The organism is Streptomyces katrae (assembly GCF_002028425.1).
GTDB lineage: Bacteria > Actinomycetota > Actinomycetes > Streptomycetales > Streptomycetaceae > Streptomyces > Streptomyces katrae_A.
The window spans coordinates 7,327,581-7,346,701 of sequence record NZ_CP020042.1 but is presented as its reverse complement, the minus strand read 5'-3'; the positions used below and the strand labels follow the sequence as shown (position 1 = coordinate 7,346,701).

The following is a 19,121-nucleotide window of genomic DNA, read 5'->3' as shown; positions in this document are numbered from 1 at the left end:
CAGATCATCGGGGCCCTTTCGTGGTGGGGCGTAGTCGGCCTAGGGATCGGGGGATTGTGGCGGGCGGCCCGGCTGGTGTGAACGAGCCGCCCACCATGTGGGCACCCGGGTGCCCGCACGGTCAGGCGCCGAGGTGGGTGATGACGTTGCGGCAGGCCTCGGCGAGCTGGACCCGGTAGAGGTCGCTGACTCCGCCGCCGGCCTCCCGGCCCACGTGATCGGGCACGTCACCAACGCCTCCGTCTCCGCCCTCCACGCCACCGAACGCGAGGCGGCGCCCGCTCAGGCGCCCTCCCCCTGTCGATGACCGTGGACGCCATGCGTGCGGACATAGCCCTCAGGTCGCCCGTGAGACGGGCTGGCTGTGGCAGGCGGCCGTCACGCGCGGCCCGATGGGCGTGGCCGTGCTCATACCTGCCGGGTCCGTGCCCAGCGTCGCGGACGTGGACGCCATCCTCGACGAGCTGTCCAAGGAAGAGCGCGGGGTGCGCCAAGAGCTTCACCGGCCTGGCCGCCGCGATCATCGGCACCGCCCAGTACGACCCCCTGCGCGACGAGGGCAACGCCTACGCCCAGGCCCTGAAAAACGCCGTCACCGAGCCGTTCACCCACCTCAAGCAACGACTGAGCTGACCCAGCAGCCAAGGAGCTCCGCGTCACCACAGCCGGCGGCGCCGCCAGGACGCCAGGGGCGCTGACCGCGCCCCGTCCGACGAGAGAAGTCGGACCACGCGTGAGCTGTTCCGCGCGGGCGACCCCCGGAGCGAACCGCCATGCGGACCGGCCCGGCGGCGGCCGGGGCGCGCGGCTGGTGGCGTCGGGAGCCGGGCCTGCGAGGTGCGGCATGGCAGGGGCCGTGCGGCGGGTACCCCGGCCGCCGGTCTGGTGTTTGGTCTGGCCAGGAGAGTGGTGACGGGCCGCGAGCCGGAGCCGGGCCCGGTGCCGACCCGGGGGCCGGCGGATGCCGTCCGCTGGTGGCGACAACGGCCTCGTACATGGGCGAGGCGCCTTCGCCGACGAAGGCGCGAATCGAGCTGATGTACTCGTCCTGGGAGATGCGGCCGTCGGCGTCGGTGTCAACAGCATCGAAAGCGGTCGCGGCGTTCTCTGCGGTGTTCCCCAGGACCCGGCGCAGCCGTGCGATTTCCGCTCGGTCCAGTGCGCCGTCACCGTTGGCGTCGGCGAGATCGAACAAGGACCCCATCAGTACCTGGCCGTCCCGGAGTTCCGTCCGCCGGCGAGGTCGCTGCCGATCTCACCGAGCACCCTGTGGACGGCTTCGGCACTGGTTCAACCTGGCGCCGGCCGCGGCCCGGTGAAGCGCCGGCCGCCGACTCCGGGACTCCTACCTGCTCGCCGGTTCACAAACCGCACTGGAGTGCCAGGCCGTCGCCGTGCTATTTTTTGTGAGCAATCGTTCAACTACGGAGGCCGCGATGGGGCGCAGACAGCTCTGGGACCAAGACGAGGTGCTGGCCTCGGCCATGCGGCTCTTCCGCCACCGGGGCTACCTCGGCGCCTCCCTGCGGGACATCGAAGAGGCCACCGGACTGCACCCGGGGAGCCTCTACCGGACCTTCCGGAGCAAGGACGGCCTGTTCCACGCCGCCCTGGACGCCTACAACGAGCGGGTGGTGCAGGGCCGGGTCCGGGTCCACCTGCTGGAGCCCGCTGACCCCCTGGCCGGCATCCGCTCGTTCTTCACCTCGGCGATCGAGACCGGCGCCGAGCCCGACCCGGGCTGCCTGCTCACCAACACCGCCGTCGAGTCCTTCACCCTCCCCGAGACCGCCGCCGGCGTGCACCACGGCCTGGCAGCGATCGAAGGCGGCTTCGCCGACGCGCTGTCCCGCGCCCGGTACCGGGGCGACACACCGCCGGACCTCGACGTCGCGACCACGGCCGCCCACCTGCTCGCGCTCTACCAGGGCCTGCTGGTGCTCGTCCGGGCCGGCCTGCCCCGCACAACCTTGCACAGCGTCACCGACGGCGCGATGGCGTCGATCGGCTCCCTGAGGACCCTACGAAAGCAGGACGACCATGAGTGACACCCAGCGTCTCTGGAACGATTACGCCGCCTGCTGGTCGGCCGACCCCGCCGACCGGCTCGCCGCCCTCGGCGCGGTTGCGGTGGACGAGGTCGCCTACCGCGACCCCGGGACCGAGGTCACCGGCCTGACCGAACTCGGCGCATACATGGCCGGCTTCGCCGGAGCCTTCCCCGGCCACCGGTTCCGCATCGACGAGGTGCTCGAGCACCACGACCGCTCCCTCGCCCGCTGGACCCAGCTCGGCGGGCAGGGCGAGACCGCGTCGACCGGCATCAGCACCGCCCGCCACCACGAAGACGGACGCCTCGCCGACATCACCGGCTTCTTCCTTCCGGCCTAGGGTGTTTGGGTTTCGGATCCACCCCAGGGCCACTGAAGCGCCGGAGGCCGGCCAGACCGCCTGACGCTCCGGGGTCTGGGAGCCCGCCGCACGCGGCCGGGCTCCCGGGCCGGCGACGACAGGCGCCATCTCATGCGTGCCGGGCGCGCTGAGGCGCCCGGCCCGGCCCGCTGCCGCCGCCGCCGCCGCCGAACTACTGCACCCGATCGAGGAGCGCGAGCGGAACCGGTCGACCACCCGCACCTTCGCCGGCATCGCCAACGCCGCCGGGCCGGGCCGCGGTCAGCCGGAGCAGTGGGGCCCCGAACTCCCCGGCCGCCAGTTCGCCCAGCGCGTCGGCGTCTCGCGTCGTCCTCGGAACGGGCGCCCACGGGGCCGTCAGGGCGTAGTCGGTGAACGACTTGGCTTCCGCCACTTCTCGGGACAGCGGTGATCGATGCGCAGTCTGACGGCGCCACCGCGCGTGCCTGTTGAGGTCGACTGGGTCAGCTCATGCAAGGGCTGATCGTGCGGCTGCGTTGAACTGCACGTACTCGATGGTCGCGCCTCCGGGGTGCCGCACGGTCAGGTTTCGGCCGGTGGGCACCTCGTTGGGACCGTCGAGGATTTCTCCGCCGTGTTGCTCGGTGAGGCTCAGAATCCGGTCGATGGACTCCACGAGCGCGGTGGCGTGGGTGCCGCGGTAAGGGGCTAGGGCTTCCTCGGAGCCTGCCAGAAGCAGATAGCCGCCGATGCTCGCGAGGTCCAGACCACGGTAGGCGAACCGCAGTCGTGGCTGCTCTCCGGTCAGCTCGACGAAGGTCGGCAATGCCACGTCCAGGTCGTCGACGTAGACACGGGCAAGGGTGGCAAGCACCGTCACGGCCATCTCCTAGATCATTTCGATTTTCCCGAAACATCGAAGCGATCTGCATACTACGGGTGTCACACGGGCGAAGACGAGGAGGGTCGGTGGAACAGCCTGACGACCACGCGGACTTGGACCTGGCTGCGGTGCTCCATGCCCTGGGCGATCCGGTCCGGCTGGCACTGGTCCGCCGAATGGCCGAGGACGGTGAGAGTGCGTGCAGCCCGGACGGCGTGGACGTGCCCAGATCGACGCTGTCCAATCATTGGCGAATCCTGCGCGAAGCCGGGGTCACCCGGACACGGCGGATCGGAAAGGCACGTCTGATGGCTCTGCGTCGCGCCGATCTGGACGCTCGCTTCCCAGGGCTCCTCGCCGCCGTGTTGGCCGAAGTTCATGCGGGTCCCCCCGCTCGACCAGCCCATTCGGCCGACTGCGTCTCCGGCCAGACGGCTGGCGCCGCGGCTCCCCCTCCACCCCCGGCTCCGCGCGCTGAGACCGCCCGCCGGGCGACGGCGGTCTGGTGAGCAACGTTCTGTACGAGCAGGTACGAGCGGCTTCGCGGCAGTCACGGTGAAGACATCCGTGTGAGAGGCCGGCTGCCTAGGGCCTGTTGTGAAAGTGCTGGTCACAGCCACTCGTTGATGGCTGCGACGAGGACGGTGGCTTCGTAGCGAACGGCGAGTTTGTCGTAACGAGTAGCCACGGCTCGGTGCCTTTTGAGGCGATTGATTCCGCACTCGACAGCGTGCCGCTCGCGGTAGTCGGCCTCGTCGAACTTCGGCGGGCGGCCTCCGCGGGAGCCGAGCTTCTTGCGGTTGCGGATCTGGTCACGCGCTGCCCGGCGGTGATCACGATAGACATGGGCTTCTGTCCCTGCTCGACCGAGAGGTGGAGCTTGGTGGTCAGGCCTCCCCGCGAGCGTTTCCACCGCCCCGGCGGCGTGCTGGTGGGCCAGCATACGGTCGAGTCGACGCTGATGTCCCAAGTGATCAGGTCCTTCGCGTCGGCCTGGGCCTGCAGCTGGGTGAAGATGCACTTCCAGGTGCCGTCCCGCTGCCAGCGCCGGAACAAGTCATAGGCCCGGTCCCACGGCCCATATCGGTCCGGCACATCACGCCACGGGGCGCCGGTCCGGGTCCGCCACCGTATGCCGTCTATCAACTGCCGCCTCGTCCATACAGGCGGGCGGCCCCGCTTCTTTCCCTTCGGCAGCAACGGCACAAGCCGGGCCCACTGGCTATTCGTCAGATCTCCCCGCCCCATGGAGTGATCACCGCAGATCTTGATCCACTTCTACGGCAGGTCCTCAGTGGCCGCGGCACCGCTGGGTCCGGCACCGACGAGTACGGTGACTAGTCGCTCCGCCTGTTCGCGGGGGTCCGGCACGTCGGACCAGCTGGTCATCAGGAGGTGGTGGACGGTTCCGACGAGGGCGAGCGCGATCGAGGAGGTGTCGGTGCCGCCCGGGAGGCGTCCGAGCCGCTGTTCGGCGTCCAGATAGGCAGCGATCGCGCCCTGGATCGCGGTGAAGCCCGGCGCGCCGGCCTCCAGCGCCTGGCGAATCCGGAGGGAGGCGGCGGGGCGGGTCATGGCCAGGCCGATGACTGCGGGGTCCAGAGAGTTCAGGAGCGCGAGCGCGACCGTGACGAGGTTGTCGGCCACCGTGGTCTGACCTGCTCGCGCAGGGAGCCCACCGGCCTGTCGCGCGGTGCGCGCGAACCGATCCAGGACCAGCTCGGCGACGAACTCGTCCAGGCCGTCGAAATGCGCGTGCAGCAGCCCCTTGGCGCAGGCCGCCTCGCCGGTGATCGCTCTGCTGGTCAGGGCGGCCGGGCCTTCTCGGGCCAGGACCCGTTCCGCGGCGTCGAAGAGCCGGTCGCGAAGGTCGGGGATCGCTACTCCACGCGGTGACATAGGCCTCTCCTGGTACGGGTCGTACGGCATTGCGGCCCACTCCGGCGCACAAGGGATTGCCAGTATGGGCGCACGCCCATACTGTTTGGGCGCACGCCCATACTAGTTCCAGCAAGCACCGCATCCAGCAGGAGGCCCCGCATGCAACACATCGTCAACACCGACCAGGCACAAGCGTGGAACGGGTACGAGGGCAACCACTGGGCCCAAAACCAGGACCGCTGGGACGCCGTGAACGCCGGCTTCAACGAACCCCTGCTCGCCGCCGCCGCGATCCAAGAGCGCGACCGCGTCCTGGACATTGGCTGCGGAACCGGGTGCACAACCAGACTGGCAGCACGCCGGGCCCGAAACGGCCAGGTCCTGGGCCTGGACCTGTCGGCACCGATGCTGGCGCGCGCACGCGAGACCGCGCAGCGCGAGAACATCCCCAACGTGGCCTTCGAGCAAGGAGACGCCCAGGCCCACGCCTTTGAGCCAGGCGTGTTCGACGTCTCGATCAGCCGCTTCGGAGTGATGTTCTTCGCCGACCCCGTTGCCGCCTTCACCAACATCCGGCACGCCTTGCGCCCCGGGGGCCGCACGGCGTTCCTCTGCGCGGCCGGGGCCGAGGACAACGAGTGGCTTCAGGCCGTCGCGGCACTGCGCGACATCCTGCCCGTCGGAGAATTCGGCGCACCGGGAAGCCCGGGAATGTTCGCCCTGGCGGACCCGGACCGCACCGGCGAGATACTGTCCGCCGCCGGATTCGAGCACATCGACGTCGTGCGCGTGGACGCGTACGGGACGTGGGGCCAGAACGCCGCCGACGCTGCCGCCTTCCTGCTGAACTCCGGCCCCGGACGCCACCTGACCAGCCAGGTCGAACAACAGGTCCAAGACCGCGCCCGCCAGACACTCACAGACATCCTCGGCATCCACGAGGAGAACGGTGCACTGCGGCTGCGCACCCCTGCCTGGCTGGTCACCGCCAACCGCCCGAAGTAGCCGGGCCCGGCCGACTGGCTCGCCCAGCCGCAACAGCCCGGTCACTTCGTTTCGAGGCCAACGTGCTGGTCACAGTCATCAACGAGTGGCTGTGACCAGCACTTTCACAACACGCCCTAGAAGACTGATGAAGATGTTGGGTTCTGGCCCCGCCGCGTCAGCGGTGGGGCCAGACTCGTGTTGTGGTTCAAGGGGAGTGGGTCGGGGAGACGGTCGGACCTGATGTGTGGGCGACGTGCCGGGAGTTGATTCCGGCTGGGAGTGTGTTCGCGTTCCTGGCCGAGCACCGTGGCCGGTTGTTCCCCGCGGCGATGTTCGCGGACATGTATCCGTCGGCGAACGGGCGGCCGTCCATGCCGCCGCAGATTCTGGCCGCGGCGATCACATTGCAGGCCCTGCACGGCATGTCGGACTTCGAGACGGTCCAGGAACTGCGGTGTGACCTGCGGTGGAAGGCCGCGTGCGGGCTGGGACTGCATGACACCGCGTTCGACCCGTCGCTTCTGGCGTACTTCCGGCGCCGGCTGGCCCGCTCCACCAGCCCGAACCGGGCCTTCGAGGCCGTGCGGGAGGTCGTGAAGGCCACCGGTGTCCTCAGGGGCAAGCACCGGCGGGCACTGGACTCCACCGTGCTGGACGACGCGGTCGCCACCCAGGACACCGTCACCCAGATCATCGGCGCCATCCGGGTGGTGATCCGGGAAGTCCCCGGCGGCGCCGAGGCTGCCGCCGCGCAGTGCACCGCCCACGACTACACCGACCCGGGCAAACCCCGCATCACCTGGAACGATGCCCAGGCACGAGCCAACCTGGTCGACGCGCTCGTCGGCGACGCGGTCAGACTGCTCGGGCATCTGCCCGAGCAGGAACTGGGCGAGAAGGCAGCGAACGCGGTCGGCATCCTCGCGCTGGTCGCCGGGCAGGACGTGGAACCGGCCGAGGACTCCGACGGCCGTGACGGCCGCTGGCGCATCACCCAAGGGACCGCCCCGGACCGGATGATCTCCACCGTCGACCCCGAGTCCCGGCACATCCACAAGACCCGCTCCCATCAGCAGGACGGATACAAGGCCCACCTCGCCGTCGAGCCGGAGACCGGGTTATACACCGCCGTCGCCCTGCGGCCCGGGGCCGGGCCAGAGCACCACGAGGCAGCCGTCGGCCTTGAACTGCTGGCCGAGGAGGACACCCCGGTGGACGCCTTCGGTGACACCGCCTACTCCACCGGCGACGCCCGCCAGGCCCTCGAAGAGGCCGGACACCGGCTGTTCCTCAAACCCGCCCCGCTGCGGCCGGCCGTCCCAGACGGCTTCACCCTCGACGACTTCGCCATCGACACCTCCGCCGCCACCGTGACCTGCCCCCAAGGCCACACCGTCGGCCTGTCCGAGCCCGGCGGCCGCCACCACCAGCGCAGGGCCGTCTTCGGGAACGTGTGCACCCGATGCCCGCTGCGTGAGCAGTGCACCAAGGCCAAAGCCGGACGCGTCCTGACCATCCGCCCCCACCACGATCTCCAAGCCGCGGCCCGCCGCCAGGCCGCCACCGACCCCGCCTGGCAGGCCGACTACCGCCGCTGGCGGCCACCAGTCGAACGTGCCGTCGCCTGGCTCGTCCACCACGGCAACCGCCGACTCCGCTACCGGGGCACCATCAGCAACAACGCCTGGCTCCACACCCGAGCAGCCGCCCTCAACCTCCGCCGCCTGATCAACCTCGGACTCACTCACACAGGCGGCACCTGGCACCTCGCACCGGCCATCACATAACCAGAGGGGCCGCCCGGCCTACGGCCGGACGGCCCCTCAACAAGATCTTCATCAGTCTTCTAGGTGCACTTGGTGTGCGACCGGACTTCCTCGGTCGCCTCTGGCTCCTCGTCTGACTCGAGCCGGCGGACGGCAGAGGCGAGGTTCCGCCGAGAGACCCGGGTTCGGGTCCAGCCTGCGGGCACTTCGAATCGTGCTGGGTCGTCGAGGTAGTCGGTGCAGCCCATCACGATGAACCGTCCCGAGAGCGCGTGGAGGCTCGCCTCGACGACGTGGTCGAAGTCGTCGCTGTCATCGTGTGGCTGATCTGCGAGGACATGGACACTGACCGCCACGGTGTCGTTGACGGCGGTGTCGATGGCCAGGGCATCTTCAATGACGCCCAGCCCGTCCACGACGGCCTGTTCGGTCCGCACGCCGCTGAAATCTCCTTCGGCTCCCTCATCCGGGGCGTGGATCTGGAAGTAGTCCGCGAAGAGCTCAAGGTGGGTCGCCGCGGAGGCATCATCCCTGCTTCACCGTGCCCCACCGAGTGGCTCCGCCGGTCACTGCCCGCGTTCAGCGGCATCGATTGCCTGCGCTTCGACGCTTCCAGGGCCGTGGTCGACAAGAGCATCTCCCCCCAATGACCGAAACGCTCGTGATCCGTTCCGGCCGGTTCAGGAGCGTTGGAGCCTTTCGGCCTGACGGGCATTCAGCGGCCCCAGTGACTCCCCGCGCCCCGCAGCCCGGAGGGGGCCGGCTCTCAGGTGCTGTTTGGGTCGTTGATGACGAACCGGCCGCCGGTGTAGCGCACCCGGATACCCTTTTCTGCGCCCGGCGCGGCGGCGGCTGCGGCCCGCCGCAGGGCCGCCCGTGCCTGCGGGGTCCGCGGGCACTCACGCCAGAAGGCGTGGCCGGACACGGCCAGGTCATCGCGCTCCCCCGCTCCCCGGCCGGCACCACCCTGAGCTCCGGCTCGCGCGCCATGCGGTCGTAGAGCCGGGCAGGGCCCTGCTGACCTGCGTGTGTGCATCCCGTCCGTGGGGCGGCTCCCCCAGTTGGCGTGAGGAGTCGGGACTCGTACGGCTACGGCGGGCTCGGGGGCACGTTCAGACGTCGCGGTGTCGTACGGCGGCCACCGCGAGGGCGAGCGTGGCCAGAGGCCAGAGGGCGTACACGATCCAGGAGCCCGGGAGCGTGGCGGTGTAGCCCAGGGATCCCGGACCCGGTTCCCCGATCCGCACCAGACGCGTCCAGGCGGCCGAGACCATCGCGTGCCTGACGTCCGCCGACCAGCGGTTGCTCTCCGAGAACATGGTGGGCAGCATCAGCAGGGTGAAGACGCTGGTGAGCACGGTCCCGGCGGTGTGCCGGAGCAGGACGCCGAAGCCCAGGCCGACCAGGGCGCACACCGGAGCCAGCAGCGCGGAGGCCAGCAGCGGCCGGAGCACATCGGGGTGGGTGAGGGCGACTCCGGCATCGTGCCGCTGAAGGACGGCCTGGGAGACCAGGAAGGATCCGAGGGAGGCGGCCGTGCCCACCGTGGTCCACAGCGCGGCGGTGACGACCGCCTTGGCCAGTACCACCGCTCCACGGTCGGGGACGGCCACGGTGGTGGTGCGGATCAGGCCGCTGCCGTACTCGTTCACGACGGTGAGGGCACCCATGCTGCCGGCGACGAGCGTCAGCGTCATGTAACCGGTCGCCGGGTAGGCGTCGTAGGCCAGGAAATCAGCGGGTTCGGAGCCCGCGGCCTTGTCCGCCAGGGTGGCCACGGCGGCGGACCCGATGACGAACAGGGTGATGAGCGCGAGGGCCCACGGAGTGGAGCGCAGGGACCGTGTCTTGATCCACTCGGAGGCGATGAGGTCGAGGAAGCGGGCGGGCGGCTCGTCGGGGGACGTGGCCGGAGAGGTCGCGAGGGGGGTGAGGGGGGCTAGGGGTGTGGTCATCGGGGCTGTCCTGCCTGGTATTCGACGCTGTCGGCGGTGAGTTCCATGAAGGCCTCCTCCAGCGAGGCGGTTCGGGTGGTCAGCTCGTTCAGCAGGATTCCGTTCGTGAAGGCGAGCGCGGCGATCCGGTCCGCCGGCAGTCCGGTCACGGTGAGCCTTTCGGCGCCCGCCGATCCCTCCGGCTCGACCGATGCGCCGGCGGTGGTCAGCACCGCCGTCAGCTCGGCTGCCTGCCGCGTGCCCACCACCACGCCGACGCCGGTGCTGCGGGCCGCGAAGTCCCGTACCGACTCGGCCGCGATCAGCCGGCCCCGGCCGATGACGACGAGGTGGTCGGCGGTGTTCTCCATCTCCGACATGAGGTGGCTGGAGAGGAAGACCGTGCGTCCCTCGGCCGCGAGGCGCTGGAAGAGGCGGCGCATCCAGAGCACGCCTTCGGGGTCCATGCCGTTGACCGGTTCGTCGAACATCAGCACCGGCGGGTCGCCGAGCAGGGCGGTGGCGACCCCGAGCCGTTGCTTCATGCCCAGCGAGAACCCGCCGATGCGGCGGTTCGCCGCCTCGGCCAGGCCCACGTCGTGCAGAAGCACGTCCACCCGGCGCGGGGAGATCCCGTTGCTGCGGGCCAGCGCGGACAGGTGCGCGGTGGCGGTGCGGCCGCCGTGGACCTGGCCTGCGTCGAGGAGGGCTCCGACGTGCCGCAGGCCGCGACGGTGGCTGTTGAAGGGGACTCCGCTGACGGTGGCGGCGCCGCCGGTGGGCGACTCCAGGCCGAGGATCATCCGCAGGGTGGTGGACTTGCCGGCTCCGTTGGGGCCGAGGAAGCCGGTGACCCGGCCCGGCCGCACGGTGAAGGACAACTGGTCGACGGCGGTCTTGCCGCCGTAGCGCTTGGTGAGTTCATGTACTTCGATCACGGGGACAACGCTGCCTGGAGGGGCGCGTCCGGTCATGGGGCCGTGGGCGGCAACCGTGCGGCCGGGTTGGCCCGTGGGCGTACGCCCGGGGGACGACGACGCGGGGCAGGCGGCTGGATAGCCTCGCGGAATGAACGACATGACGACCATTCCGTTGCCCGCGTACGTCGCACGGCACGCCCTTCCCCTGACGCGGGCACGCCGGCTCGAGACGGCACACGGCCGATGATGCGAACGAAGGCCGTGGCCTGGGCGGGGGGCGTCCTCTATGCGGTCGCGGTGGGTCTGCTCATAGGGGGCGGGCCGCGGGCCTCTGGCACGGTCCACGGCATCGGGGCGCTGCTCGCGGCGGGCCTGCTCGTGGGCGTCCTGCGACGGAGTCCGGTCGTGGCGCTGGCCCTGACGCTCCTCGGTTCCACCGCGGTGCTCGCGTGTCCCCCGCGCTCCGCCCAGGTGGATCTGTCGGCTTCGTCCCAGGGCCAGTTCCTGCCGTATCTGGCGGTGGACCTCGTCCTCGGCTTCATCGTCGCGACTCGTGCACGGCGGGTTTCGGCCGTCGCCGTGGGCGCGACCCTCGTCGTCCAAATGCTGCTCGTCGGCGGCTTCGCGCACGGCGACACCATGACCGTCTACCTCGTGCTCGCCGTCCTGGCGATGGCGGCGGCCTGCACGGCCGGTCTCCTGAGCCGGGAGCGGCGCGAGCACGCGGTGGAGCTGCGCGCGCAGGAGGTGACGGAAGCCGTGGTCGCCGAACGACTGAGGATCGCGAGGGAGTTGCACGATATGGTCGCGCACAGCATCGGCATCATCGCCATCCAGGCCGGGGTCGGGAGCCGGGTCATCCGAACGCAGCCCGAAGAGGCCCGCGAGGCTCTGCGCGCCATCGAAACCACCAGCCGGGAGACCCTGTCGGGCCTTCGACGCACGCTGGTCGCGCTCCGCCAGGCCGACCCGGACCCGGAGTCTTCGGGGCGGGTACCGCTCACGCCGTCGCCCGGTCTGGTGGACCTCGAACGGCTGGCGGCGGCGACCGCGGACGCCGGCGTACGCGTGGACCTGCGCCGCGACGGGCAACAGCGCCCGCTGCCGGCCGATATCGAACTGTCGGCCTACCGTATCGTCCAGGAGGCGGTGACCAATGTGGTCCGCCACGCGGGCACCGGTCACTGCAGGGTGCACATCGATTACGGGGACGGGGAACTATCCGTGGAAATCGTCGATGACGGGCGGGGCGTCGCCGGCGAGGACGGCCCGGCCCACGGGTTCGGCATCGTGGGCATGCGCGAGCGGGTCGCCCTGCTGAACGGACGCCTCAGCGCCGGGCCCCGTCCCGAGGGCGGCTTCCGGGTGGCGGCGCGGCTGCCGCTGCCCGGCACCGCCGCAGCTCCGGTGGAGGCCCGAGGATGACCGCTCCCCTCCGTGTCCTGCTGGCCGACGACCAGCCGCTGGTGCGGTCCGGCCTGCGCGTGATCATGGCCGACCACCCCGACCTGGAGGTCGTCGGTGAGGCCGCCACGGGCGCCGAAGCGGTCCAGCTGGTCGGGGACCTGTGCCCCGACGTCGTGGTGATGGACATCCGGATGCCCGGCATGGACGGGATCGAAGCCACCCGGCTGATCACCGCGGGTCCGGCGACCGCCCGCGTGCTCGTCCTGACCACCTTCGACGAGGACGACCACGTCTACGGCGCGCTCCGGGCCGGAGCGAGCGGCTTCATGGTCAAGGACATGGCGCTCGACGACATCCTCGCGGCGATCCGCGTGGTCGCCGCCGGCGACGCGCTGATCGCCCCGGGGGTCACGCGCCGTCTGATCGCGGAGTTCGCCGGGCGCCCCGCAGCCGCCCCGGCCCGATCCCCACGGCGGATCGAGGGCATTACCGAGCGGGAACGGGAAGTGCTGACCCTGGTCGGGCGCGGCCGGTCGAACACCGAGATCGCGGAGGACCTCTTCATCACGGTGGCCACCGCCAAGTCCCACGTGTCCCGCCTGCTCACCAAACTGGGTGCCCGGGACCGGGTTCAGCTCGTGATCACCGCCTATGAGACGGGGCTCGTCACGCCGTCCGGCTGAGCGGAGAGGGCCGAGAGGCAGGTACCGGACGAGATCTGCAGCGCCCGGGCTGCGGGTGGACGGCCTCTCGCCGGGCCGTGGCCCGGCGGCGGAACCCTCTGGGGCGCCGGTACCACCTGCGGTGGCGGCGGCCGTCGGCATCGAGCGCGCAGAGCGCTTCCTGTCCACTCCGCCCGACGTACGGATGGTGCGAGGGGAAGGCGAACTCCGAACTCCCCTAGCCGTGTGGCCTGATTCCCGAAGAGACGGACACCTGCCCCTGGGCGGAGGACGACACGCTGCCCGCCTCTCTGATCGCTCGCATCGACGCCTGGGACGACACGCGGGCGGCTGTGCAAGCTGCGGCTGCTCCGCTTCGGCCGGGACCCGGGACCTGCGCGTCATCACCTGCCCCGCCGACCTGGGCCGCCCACCCCGGTGGGTGCTCATGGGCCCGGACGAGCCACCCTTCCGTCGTAGTACGGGTGTCCTGGTGCCGACTTCCTCGTTGCACCCGGCATGAAGAAGATCATCACCGTCACGGCCCTCGCGCTCGCCGCGGCCGCCATGGCGGCGCCCGCCCACGCCGACAACGACTCCAACTTCGGTGGCGGCATCAATGCCGCGAACAACTGGAACTTCACGGCCGCCGCCGTATGCCTCCAGGAAGTGGCCGTCGTACCCACGCTGGGCGATTGGGTCGGCAACCACGCCAACAACTGCTCCAACGGCAACGTCATCGACCACACCGGCCGATAGCCCCCCTTCGCAGCCCCGGCGTGACCGACCTGGAACCCATCGCACCGGCCGCGGGCAGGGGGTTCTGGATCCGTTCACCAGCCGGGTGGCCCTGGGACAGACCGGGCCTGACGGCGGCCCGGGGCGCCGGAATCGGCGCCGTCGGTGTGCTGATCGGCACCCCGCTCGGGATCGCGGCCCAGCGCCTCGTCGTGAACCACGTCGGGGTCGTCGGCTTCCCGGAGTACATGCGTGGCCGCCCTCGGCGTTCTCGTGCCCGCCCGGTCGGCCACCCGGACCGCCATCGGCACGGTTCTCCACACCCGATGGCCTCCCTGAGCGCCGACGAGGGAGACGGGCTCCGTCCTCCGGCCGGGGCGGGGGGCGCGTGGAGATGCCGGTCGGCGGGGTCGTAGGCTGCGGCGGGCGAGCCGGGTGGGGCGCGGCGTCGTACCCGCCGTTGCCGTAGCCCCGTGGCCCCGTTCGATGCGGGGTACCGGCGAACGACCTGGAGGATGACCGGTGATCGCTCTGACCGCAGTCGGAGGAGTGGCCCTGGTGGAACTGGGCATGGCACTGACTCCGGGACCGAACATGATTCACCTCGCCTCGCGTGCGATCACTCAAGGCCGCAGGGCGGGTCTGGTCAGCCTGGGTGGGACCGCCGTGGGATTCTTGTGCTACCTGCTGGCCGCGGCCGCGGGCCTGTCCGCGCTGTTCGCCGCCGTGCCGGTGGCCTTCACGGTGGTCAAGCTGGCCGGGGCCGCCTATCTGGCCTACCTGGCCTGGGGCATGCTCAAGCCCGGCGGCCGCTCCCCCTTCGCCCCCGCCCACGACCTCCCGCCGCTCTCCGACGCCCGTCTCTTCGCGACGGGGCTGCTGACCAACCTGCTCAACCCCAAGATCGCTCTCATGTACGCCGCCCTGCTGCCCCAGTTCCTGGACCCGCAGGCGGGTCCGGCCGGGGGGCAGCTGCTTCAGCTCGGGGGTGTCCAGATCGTCGTGGGGATATCCGTGAACGCCCTGATCATGCTGGCCGCAGCACGCGTGTCAGGGTTTCTGGCCGCCCGGCCCCGCGCCATGACCGCCCAGCGCTTCACGGCGGGCGGCCTGCTCGGTGCCTTCGCTCTGCACACGGCGCTGTCCCGCACTCCCGGCCCCGCCTGAGCCATCCCGCGCCGTACGTGGCGGACGAGGAGGGGCCGCCGGTCGGCACCCGGCGAGACGTGCACCCCTGTCCGCCTCACGGAACCTGCCCGGCCCATTCGTACGGACCCTCGTCAGGGTGATGCCGCTACCGGCTGTTCGAGCGCATCGGGCAGGGGGGCATGTGGCGCGTGTGGCTGGTATGGCGCGGCCAGGACGATCTTCTCGACCGAGACGTCGCCGTCAAGGAGATCCTGCTGCCTCCGGGCATTCCCGACGCGGTCCGCGACCAGCTACTCGCCGAGTCTCAGCAGCAGCCGGCGTCTGCCTGTCGGGGAACGTTGACGCGAAGTGCCGGCAGCGCCGTGGGACCCCGCCGCCGGAGTGCAGTTGCTCCGGAGGCACGCAGGGGTGCGAAGATGCCTTCGTGGTGACAGACGCCCAGTGGGCTCGGATTCGGAGCGGGCTGCGTTTCGGTCAGCTCAGTGCGATCCCGGCGAGGTCGCCTTTGTGGTCAGCCCGCTTCGGGATCGGCCGAGGCGGGCTGACGCGTCTGCGAGCGGCCCGTCCGACTGTGGCAACAGGGGGCGCTATCCGCGCCCACGCCGCGTCCGTCAATTCACCTCGACCCGCCACAAGATCAATCCTTGGCCACGCCTTAGGGTATGCGGATGGCTCGTTCTGACGCTGCATCGAAGACACGTTTTCTGGTCCTGCAGGACTACGGCATGGGCGGCACCTGGTGGTGGGTGCACGCCCGGTCCGAGCAGGAGGTGCTGGAGACCTTCGCCGACGTGGAGGTCGTGCACACCGAGGCCACCCGCGTGGAGGCCGAGGCCTGGGGTCTTGACGAGGCCGACGTCGACGGCCCGACGACACCGCCCGGCCTGGCCGAGGCCCGAGCCGAACGGGCCGCCCAGCGCGGCATGCCGGGCTTCGGCGCCTTGGTCGGCCGGGACCTGCTGTATCTGAGCCGCCAGTGGGACGAGGACGACGATCCGATGATCTACCTGATGGAAGTCGGGCCCGATGGTCGTCGCATCCGCCAGGTCGAGCTGACCGAGGACGGAATGGCCTACCGGAGCACTCCGGAGGACTGGCCCTTCAACCCGCCGTGGGTGGACCGCTACGACCCTGCGTGGGTGCCGTTCGTGATCGACCAAGAGGAATTCGAGGCCCAGTGGACCCGGGCCGTCTACGATCCGACCCGCTGGGATTAAGGGGCGGTTCGCGCATACCGTAGGCACGTGAACGATATCGACACCGAAACCCTTGGGTGGGAGCTCATCGGCTGGGAGAGTGACGAGCAGGCCGCCCATGTCACTGCACTGACCCGAGTCGAGATCCTAAGTATCAGGGACCTGTTCCCCTACGGCGACGACGACTTTCTTGCGACCGCGGTCTACGAGGTTCCGCCCGCGTTGTACTCGGCCATGCGAAGTGCCATCCCGCACCTGGAGTTCCGTGAGGGGCTGGAGTACCAGATCGGTGGTTTCCGCCTCTCAGGCTGAGCTTGACGATCCGCCGATGCGTCGGGGCTTCGTGCCGGCCTTGTGGTGTGCGGGTCGGGCGGGCGGCCGGGGCTGGTTGCGGGCGGCGCAGAGATTCCCGACAAGTGGGCCGCGGTAACGGAGGTGTCGTGCGGCCGGTCGGGTGATGACCGGGTTTGCGGGGGGGCCTATCCGTGGGCGGCGACGAAGCGGCGCAGTTCCTCGCGGGGGTCGGGGCCTTCGCCCTCGCGCCAGATCTGGTTCGCCGTCTCCCCTGCGGGGATGCCGCGCAGGAGCATGTCCCGCATGGCCGCCACGGCCGTGGCCCTGGCGCTCGCGGTGCGTTCACGGCTCTTCGCGGTGCCGTCGTCGGCGGCCAGGGCGGTGGCCAGTGCGCGCTCCCACCCCAGGACGTCGTCCCACACCCACATCTCCACGTGCCCAGAGCCCGGGTGCTGGAGGCCGACCAGTTGCCATCTCTGGCCCTCAGTCAGGGGTGTGTCCGCCGACACCCAGTGGGTCACCAGTTCGGCAGCCCGTGTGGCGAGTTCGGCGTCCGCTGTGTTCGTCGTTTCGGTCATGTTCCCGCCCCCCGTTGTTTTCGTCTGATTGACGATAGCAGGGGGTGGGGAAGCCGGTGCGGCCACCACTCCGATGGCCTATCGGGTGCCGTGAAAAGGATGTCGGGCTGAGCTAATAAGGGAGGCAACATCCGCACCCCGTCCGGAGGGACCCCTCGTGTCTGCTCAGCTCAGCGACAGGCTCATGGAACTGCTCGACAGCCCCGTCTTCGTGAACATCGCCACCATCCAGCCCGACGGCAGCCCCCAGGTGTCCCCGGTCTGGGTGAAGCGCGACGGCAACGACGTGCTGATCTCGACCACCGTGGGCCGGCGCAAGGAGAAGAACATGCGCCAGGACCCGCGCGTCACCGTACTGCTCCAGCCCTTCGACGCCCCCTACACGTACGCCGAGATCCGCGGCACCGCCCAGCTCACCACCGAGGGCGGCCAGGAGCTCATCGACGAGCTCTCGGTCAAGTACACCGGCAAGAAGTACCGCGAGTTCAACCCGAGCTCGGTCGACGATGCACCGCGCGTGGTCGTCCGGATCACCCCGCGGAAGATCGTCGGGCAGTTCTGAGACTCGGGCGGAGGGACCCTCGGTGGAACGGAGGGCCCTCCGCCCGTGATCGCGCGGCCAACCTCCGCGGGCGCGGGGGACGCTTGCGGACGGACAGCTTGTTCAGCGTCTGATGGGCCGGAGCGGCCAACAGCCCGGGCCGGCTCGGGCTGCGAGGGGGTGGTGGCGGTCCGTGGGGGCGGTGCGGCGGACGGGGGCGCCAGTTGCCACGGGCCCCAGTTGCCGCCCGGTGCCGATTGCCCGATCTCCCACACGCGGTCCCTGTTCCACTCACGCGCCGCCACGTGCAGCCTGCCATCCGGCAGTTGTTCCACGGTGCTCGGCTGGCTCAGGCCCACCCCGGCGTCCGGTACCTGGCCCATGGACTCTCTCGGGCCCCAGCCCGCGCCCGCGTTCTGCTGATGGCGCAGTTCCATCGAGCCGGCGCCGTACGCCCCGGAGGCGAAGGCGTCGATGCTGCCGTCCTGCTCCTTGAACAGCACGACTCCGCCGTGGTAAGGGGTCGGCGCGAGGCCGAAACCGTCCGGGGCGGTCCAGCCCGCCGCACCGCCGTCACCTTCCACCGTGCGGCAGAAGGAACCGTAAGGCCGCCACCGCCACGGCGATCTGGTCGGCGGGTCGGCCGGGGGGAGCCTCGCCTACAACTCCCGCCAGGGCGCACCGCACGGTGTGCGCGCCTCGTACTTCAACGACTCGCGCCATGCGGGTAGCCCGGACGCGACGCCCGTGATGGTGCGCGGCGAGTCGCAGGTCAACCTGGACTGGGGCATCGCGTGGACCGGCAACCCGGAGAACCTGCCGTGGCGGGACAACCCGCTGCCGCCCGCCCTTCAAGAGCTGGTTCGTGGTGCGCTGGGAGGGCCAGGTCAAGGCCCCGGTCACCGGGGACTTCCGCTTCGCGGGCGCGCACACCGACGGCGCGAAGATCTGGCTCGGCGACAAGCTGGTCTACGACGACCCGAACCCCTCCGGCCCCGGCGACGACTTCCTGCTGCCCGGCCCGCACCAGGACGGCGATGTCGCGTTGAAGGCCTGCCAGTCGGTACCGGTCCGCGTCGAGCTGTACCACCACTGCGACCAGCGTCCCCGCATGGTGCTGTGGGCCAAGAGCAGCACCGGTACCGATGACCAGCGCGGCCACAATCTCGAACCGCGGATCGTGCCGACGCAATGGCTGATGTCCGCTGACTCGCAGTCGCTGCCCGCCGGATGGACGCTGTCGGCGCAGTCCAGCGGCTACAGCCACGCCGAGATGCTGGACGGCTCGGCGGTGCTCACCGATGCCGCCGGCGGCAAGCACACCTGGGCCAAGGCCTCCACGGGCGGCTACACGCCGCCGGTGGGTGAGGACGGTGTCAAGCCGTCGGCGGGCTGGACCGGCCGTACGTGACGGTGTCCGCCGACGTGGTGGTGGCGCAGGACGACGCGACGGCCCGCGAGCTCGCCACCGGGTACGCGCCCTGGGTGCACAGCATCCGCGCCGCCGAGGGAGCCATCCCCTACCCCGCCCCCGCCGAGGCCCGCGCGCGCTGACCGCCGGCTGGTCGCCGGCCGACCACGCCCTGGTAGCCGACCGGGTGGAGACCCAGTTCGCCGGTTCGCCCCGGACGGTCGCCGACCATCTCGAACGGCTCCAGGAGGCCACCGGGGCGGACGAGCTGCTGATCACCACCGTCACGCACGGACACGCGGACCGGGTGCGGTCCTACCGCCTGCTGGCCGAGGAATGGGCGCGTCGGTGGCAACACGGTGTTCACCGCGGGGCGCGCAGGGCGTAACAACCGCTTCCTA

At 70.7% G+C, this 19,121-nt stretch carries 23 protein-coding genes and 2 pseudogenes; 16 read left to right on the top strand and 9 right to left on the bottom strand.

Translation table 11 applies throughout. The annotated features are described in order from the left end of the window. Positions 1-303 precede the first annotated feature (303 nt). The gene (locus B4U46_RS39950) at positions 304-633 is read left to right on the top strand and encodes an alpha/beta hydrolase fold domain-containing protein (RefSeq protein WP_107438373.1); all 330 of its coding nucleotides are present in this window, start codon (positions 304-306) and stop codon (positions 631-633) included. Here B4U46_RS39950 and B4U46_RS39565 read toward each other — a convergent pair. Continuing rightward, the gene (locus tag B4U46_RS39565; RefSeq protein ID WP_237293231.1) at positions 614-1,204 is read right to left on the bottom strand and encodes an EF-hand domain-containing protein; all 591 of its coding nucleotides are present in this window, start codon (positions 1,202-1,204) and stop codon (positions 614-616) included. The genes B4U46_RS39950 and B4U46_RS39565 overlap by 20 nt on opposite strands. A 232-nt stretch (positions 1,205-1,436) precedes the next feature. On the opposite strand from B4U46_RS39565, the gene B4U46_RS33490 reads away from it, so the two are divergent. From B4U46_RS33490 to B4U46_RS37700, 3 genes are all read left to right on the top strand, one after another. Further along, on the top strand, positions 1,437-2,048 hold the full coding sequence (locus tag B4U46_RS33490) for a TetR/AcrR family transcriptional regulator (RefSeq protein ID WP_079431333.1): 612 nt from the start codon (positions 1,437-1,439) through the stop codon (positions 2,046-2,048). Beyond that, on the top strand, positions 2,041-2,391 hold the full coding sequence (locus B4U46_RS33485; protein ID WP_079431332.1) for a nuclear transport factor 2 family protein: 351 nt from the start codon (positions 2,041-2,043) through the stop codon (positions 2,389-2,391). Before B4U46_RS33490 ends, B4U46_RS33485 begins: the two co-directional genes overlap by 8 nt. Positions 2,392-2,527: 136 nt before the next feature. Further along, positions 2,528-2,824 (top strand): hypothetical protein, encoded by a 297-nt coding sequence (locus B4U46_RS37700; RefSeq protein WP_123995184.1) that lies wholly within the window; start codon positions 2,528-2,530, stop codon positions 2,822-2,824. Positions 2,825-2,881: 57 nt separating this feature from the next. On the opposite strand, the gene B4U46_RS33475 is transcribed toward B4U46_RS37700, so the two are convergent. Next, positions 2,882-3,253 carry a hypothetical protein gene (locus B4U46_RS33475; RefSeq protein ID WP_079432170.1) on the bottom strand — a complete coding sequence of 124 codons (372 nt, stop codon included), beginning with the start codon at positions 3,251-3,253 and terminating at the stop codon, positions 2,882-2,884. On the opposite strand from B4U46_RS33475, the gene B4U46_RS40430 reads away from it, so the two are divergent. Continuing rightward, entirely contained in the window at positions 3,199-3,765 is a 567-nt protein-coding gene (locus B4U46_RS40430; RefSeq protein ID WP_079431330.1) for an ArsR/SmtB family transcription factor, read from the top strand. The genes B4U46_RS33475 and B4U46_RS40430 overlap by 55 nt on opposite strands. A 101-nt stretch (positions 3,766-3,866) precedes the next feature. Here B4U46_RS40430 and B4U46_RS33465 read toward each other — a convergent pair. Further along, positions 3,867-4,504, bottom strand: a pseudogene (locus B4U46_RS33465) (IS5 family transposase). Between the two features lie 30 nt (positions 4,505-4,534). Then, entirely contained in the window at positions 4,535-5,155 is a 621-nt protein-coding gene (locus B4U46_RS33460) for a TetR/AcrR family transcriptional regulator (protein WP_079431329.1), read from the bottom strand. Positions 5,156-5,296: 141 nt separating this feature from the next. Here B4U46_RS33460 and B4U46_RS33455 point away from each other — a divergent pair, with 141 nt between their 5' ends. Continuing rightward, positions 5,297-6,142, top strand: coding sequence for a class I SAM-dependent methyltransferase (locus tag B4U46_RS33455; RefSeq protein ID WP_079431328.1), 846 nt, complete (start codon positions 5,297-5,299; stop codon positions 6,140-6,142). A 224-nt stretch (positions 6,143-6,366) separates the two neighbouring features. Next, on the top strand, positions 6,367-7,911 hold the full coding sequence (locus B4U46_RS33450; protein ID WP_079423731.1) for an IS1182 family transposase: 1,545 nt from the start codon (positions 6,367-6,369) through the stop codon (positions 7,909-7,911). A 59-nt stretch (positions 7,912-7,970) separates the two neighbouring features. Here the strand turns inward: B4U46_RS33450 and B4U46_RS33445 are convergent, their stop codons facing one another. The 4 genes from B4U46_RS33445 to B4U46_RS33435 form a co-directional block, all read right to left on the bottom strand. Further along, on the bottom strand, positions 7,971-8,327 hold the full coding sequence (locus B4U46_RS33445; protein ID WP_237293230.1) for a hypothetical protein: 357 nt from the start codon (positions 8,325-8,327) through the stop codon (positions 7,971-7,973). A gap of 329 nt (positions 8,328-8,656) precedes the next feature. Then, on the bottom strand, positions 8,657-8,815 hold the full coding sequence (locus tag B4U46_RS37695) for a hypothetical protein (RefSeq protein WP_159402141.1): 159 nt from the start codon (positions 8,813-8,815) through the stop codon (positions 8,657-8,659). 187 nt (positions 8,816-9,002) lie between these two features. Beyond that, positions 9,003-9,845: a hypothetical protein gene (locus B4U46_RS33440; RefSeq protein WP_079431325.1), complete on the bottom strand. Its 843-nt coding sequence runs from the start codon at positions 9,843-9,845 to the stop codon at positions 9,003-9,005. Then, complete coding sequence (locus B4U46_RS33435; RefSeq protein WP_185117135.1) at positions 9,842-10,762, bottom strand: ABC transporter ATP-binding protein; 921 nt, start codon at positions 10,760-10,762, stop codon at positions 9,842-9,844. Before B4U46_RS33435 ends, B4U46_RS33440 begins: the two co-directional genes overlap by 4 nt. Before the next feature lie 228 nt (positions 10,763-10,990). Between B4U46_RS33435 and B4U46_RS33430 the strand changes: the two genes are divergently transcribed. From B4U46_RS33430 to B4U46_RS33400, 6 genes are all read left to right on the top strand, one after another. Next, complete coding sequence (locus tag B4U46_RS33430) at positions 10,991-12,169, top strand: sensor histidine kinase (protein WP_208949826.1); 1,179 nt, start codon at positions 10,991-10,993, stop codon at positions 12,167-12,169. After that, positions 12,166-12,834 (top strand): response regulator, encoded by a 669-nt coding sequence (locus tag B4U46_RS33425; RefSeq protein WP_079431320.1) that lies wholly within the window; start codon positions 12,166-12,168, stop codon positions 12,832-12,834. Before B4U46_RS33430 ends, B4U46_RS33425 begins: the two co-directional genes overlap by 4 nt. Positions 12,835-13,332: 498 nt before the next feature. Further along, on the top strand, positions 13,333-13,572 hold the full coding sequence (locus B4U46_RS33420) for a hypothetical protein (RefSeq protein ID WP_079431319.1): 240 nt from the start codon (positions 13,333-13,335) through the stop codon (positions 13,570-13,572). A 501-nt stretch (positions 13,573-14,073) separates the two neighbouring features. Continuing rightward, positions 14,074-14,718 carry a LysE family translocator gene (locus tag B4U46_RS33415; RefSeq protein WP_079431318.1) on the top strand — a complete coding sequence of 215 codons (645 nt, stop codon included), beginning with the start codon at positions 14,074-14,076 and terminating at the stop codon, positions 14,716-14,718. A gap of 650 nt (positions 14,719-15,368) precedes the next feature. Continuing rightward, positions 15,369-15,917, top strand: coding sequence for a hypothetical protein (locus B4U46_RS33405; protein ID WP_079431316.1), 549 nt, complete (start codon positions 15,369-15,371; stop codon positions 15,915-15,917). Between the two features lie 27 nt (positions 15,918-15,944). Further along, the gene (locus B4U46_RS33400) at positions 15,945-16,208 is read left to right on the top strand and encodes a hypothetical protein (protein ID WP_079431315.1); all 264 of its coding nucleotides are present in this window, start codon (positions 15,945-15,947) and stop codon (positions 16,206-16,208) included. Positions 16,209-16,375: 167 nt separating this feature from the next. On the opposite strand, the gene B4U46_RS33395 is transcribed toward B4U46_RS33400, so the two are convergent. Beyond that, positions 16,376-16,768, bottom strand: a complete 393-nt coding sequence (locus tag B4U46_RS33395; protein ID WP_079431314.1) for a hypothetical protein — start codon at positions 16,766-16,768, stop codon at positions 16,376-16,378. Between the two features lie 157 nt (positions 16,769-16,925). On the opposite strand from B4U46_RS33395, the gene B4U46_RS33390 reads away from it, so the two are divergent. From B4U46_RS33390 to B4U46_RS33380, 3 genes and pseudogenes are all read left to right on the top strand, one after another. Further along, positions 16,926-17,330 (top strand): PPOX class F420-dependent oxidoreductase, encoded by a 405-nt coding sequence (locus B4U46_RS33390; RefSeq protein ID WP_079431313.1) that lies wholly within the window; start codon positions 16,926-16,928, stop codon positions 17,328-17,330. An 844-nt stretch (positions 17,331-18,174) separates the two neighbouring features. Beyond that, a complete protein-coding gene (locus B4U46_RS33385) occupies positions 18,175-18,720 on the top strand; it encodes a PA14 domain-containing protein (RefSeq protein WP_079431312.1) in 546 nt (181 codons plus the stop codon). Next, positions 18,702-19,108 (top strand): annotated as a pseudogene (locus tag B4U46_RS33380) (LLM class flavin-dependent oxidoreductase); the annotation flags it as partial. The gene B4U46_RS33385 and the pseudogene B4U46_RS33380, both read left to right, overlap by 19 nt. Positions 19,109-19,121 lie beyond the last annotated feature (13 nt).

Excerpts from the sequence above, each read along its gene's own strand:
- B4U46_RS39950 (WP_107438373.1), top strand. The coding sequence starts at position 304 with ATGACCGTGGACGCCATGCGTGCGGACATAGCCCTCAGGTCGCCCGTG.
- B4U46_RS39565 (WP_237293231.1), bottom strand. The coding sequence starts at position 1,204 with ATGGGGTCCTTGTTCGATCTCGCCGACGCCAACGGTGACGGCGCACTG.
- B4U46_RS33490 (WP_079431333.1), top strand. The coding sequence starts at position 1,437 with ATGGGGCGCAGACAGCTCTGGGACCAAGACGAGGTGCTGGCCTCGGCC.
- B4U46_RS33485 (WP_079431332.1), top strand. The coding sequence starts at position 2,041 with ATGAGTGACACCCAGCGTCTCTGGAACGATTACGCCGCCTGCTGGTCG.
- B4U46_RS40430 (WP_079431330.1), top strand. The coding sequence starts at position 3,199 with ATGCCACGTCCAGGTCGTCGACGTAGACACGGGCAAGGGTGGCAAGCA.
- B4U46_RS33460 (WP_079431329.1), bottom strand. The coding sequence starts at position 5,155 with ATGTCACCGCGTGGAGTAGCGATCCCCGACCTTCGCGACCGGCTCTTC.
- B4U46_RS33455 (WP_079431328.1), top strand. The coding sequence starts at position 5,297 with ATGCAACACATCGTCAACACCGACCAGGCACAAGCGTGGAACGGGTAC.
- B4U46_RS33440 (WP_079431325.1), bottom strand. The coding sequence starts at position 9,845 with ATGACCACACCCCTAGCCCCCCTCACCCCCCTCGCGACCTCTCCGGCC.
- B4U46_RS33430 (WP_208949826.1), top strand. The coding sequence starts at position 10,991 with ATGCGAACGAAGGCCGTGGCCTGGGCGGGGGGCGTCCTCTATGCGGTC.
- B4U46_RS33425 (WP_079431320.1), top strand. The coding sequence starts at position 12,166 with ATGACCGCTCCCCTCCGTGTCCTGCTGGCCGACGACCAGCCGCTGGTG.
- B4U46_RS33420 (WP_079431319.1), top strand. The coding sequence starts at position 13,333 with ATGAAGAAGATCATCACCGTCACGGCCCTCGCGCTCGCCGCGGCCGCC.
- B4U46_RS33405 (WP_079431316.1), top strand. The coding sequence starts at position 15,369 with ATGGCTCGTTCTGACGCTGCATCGAAGACACGTTTTCTGGTCCTGCAG.
- B4U46_RS33395 (WP_079431314.1), bottom strand. The coding sequence starts at position 16,768 with ATGACCGAAACGACGAACACAGCGGACGCCGAACTCGCCACACGGGCT.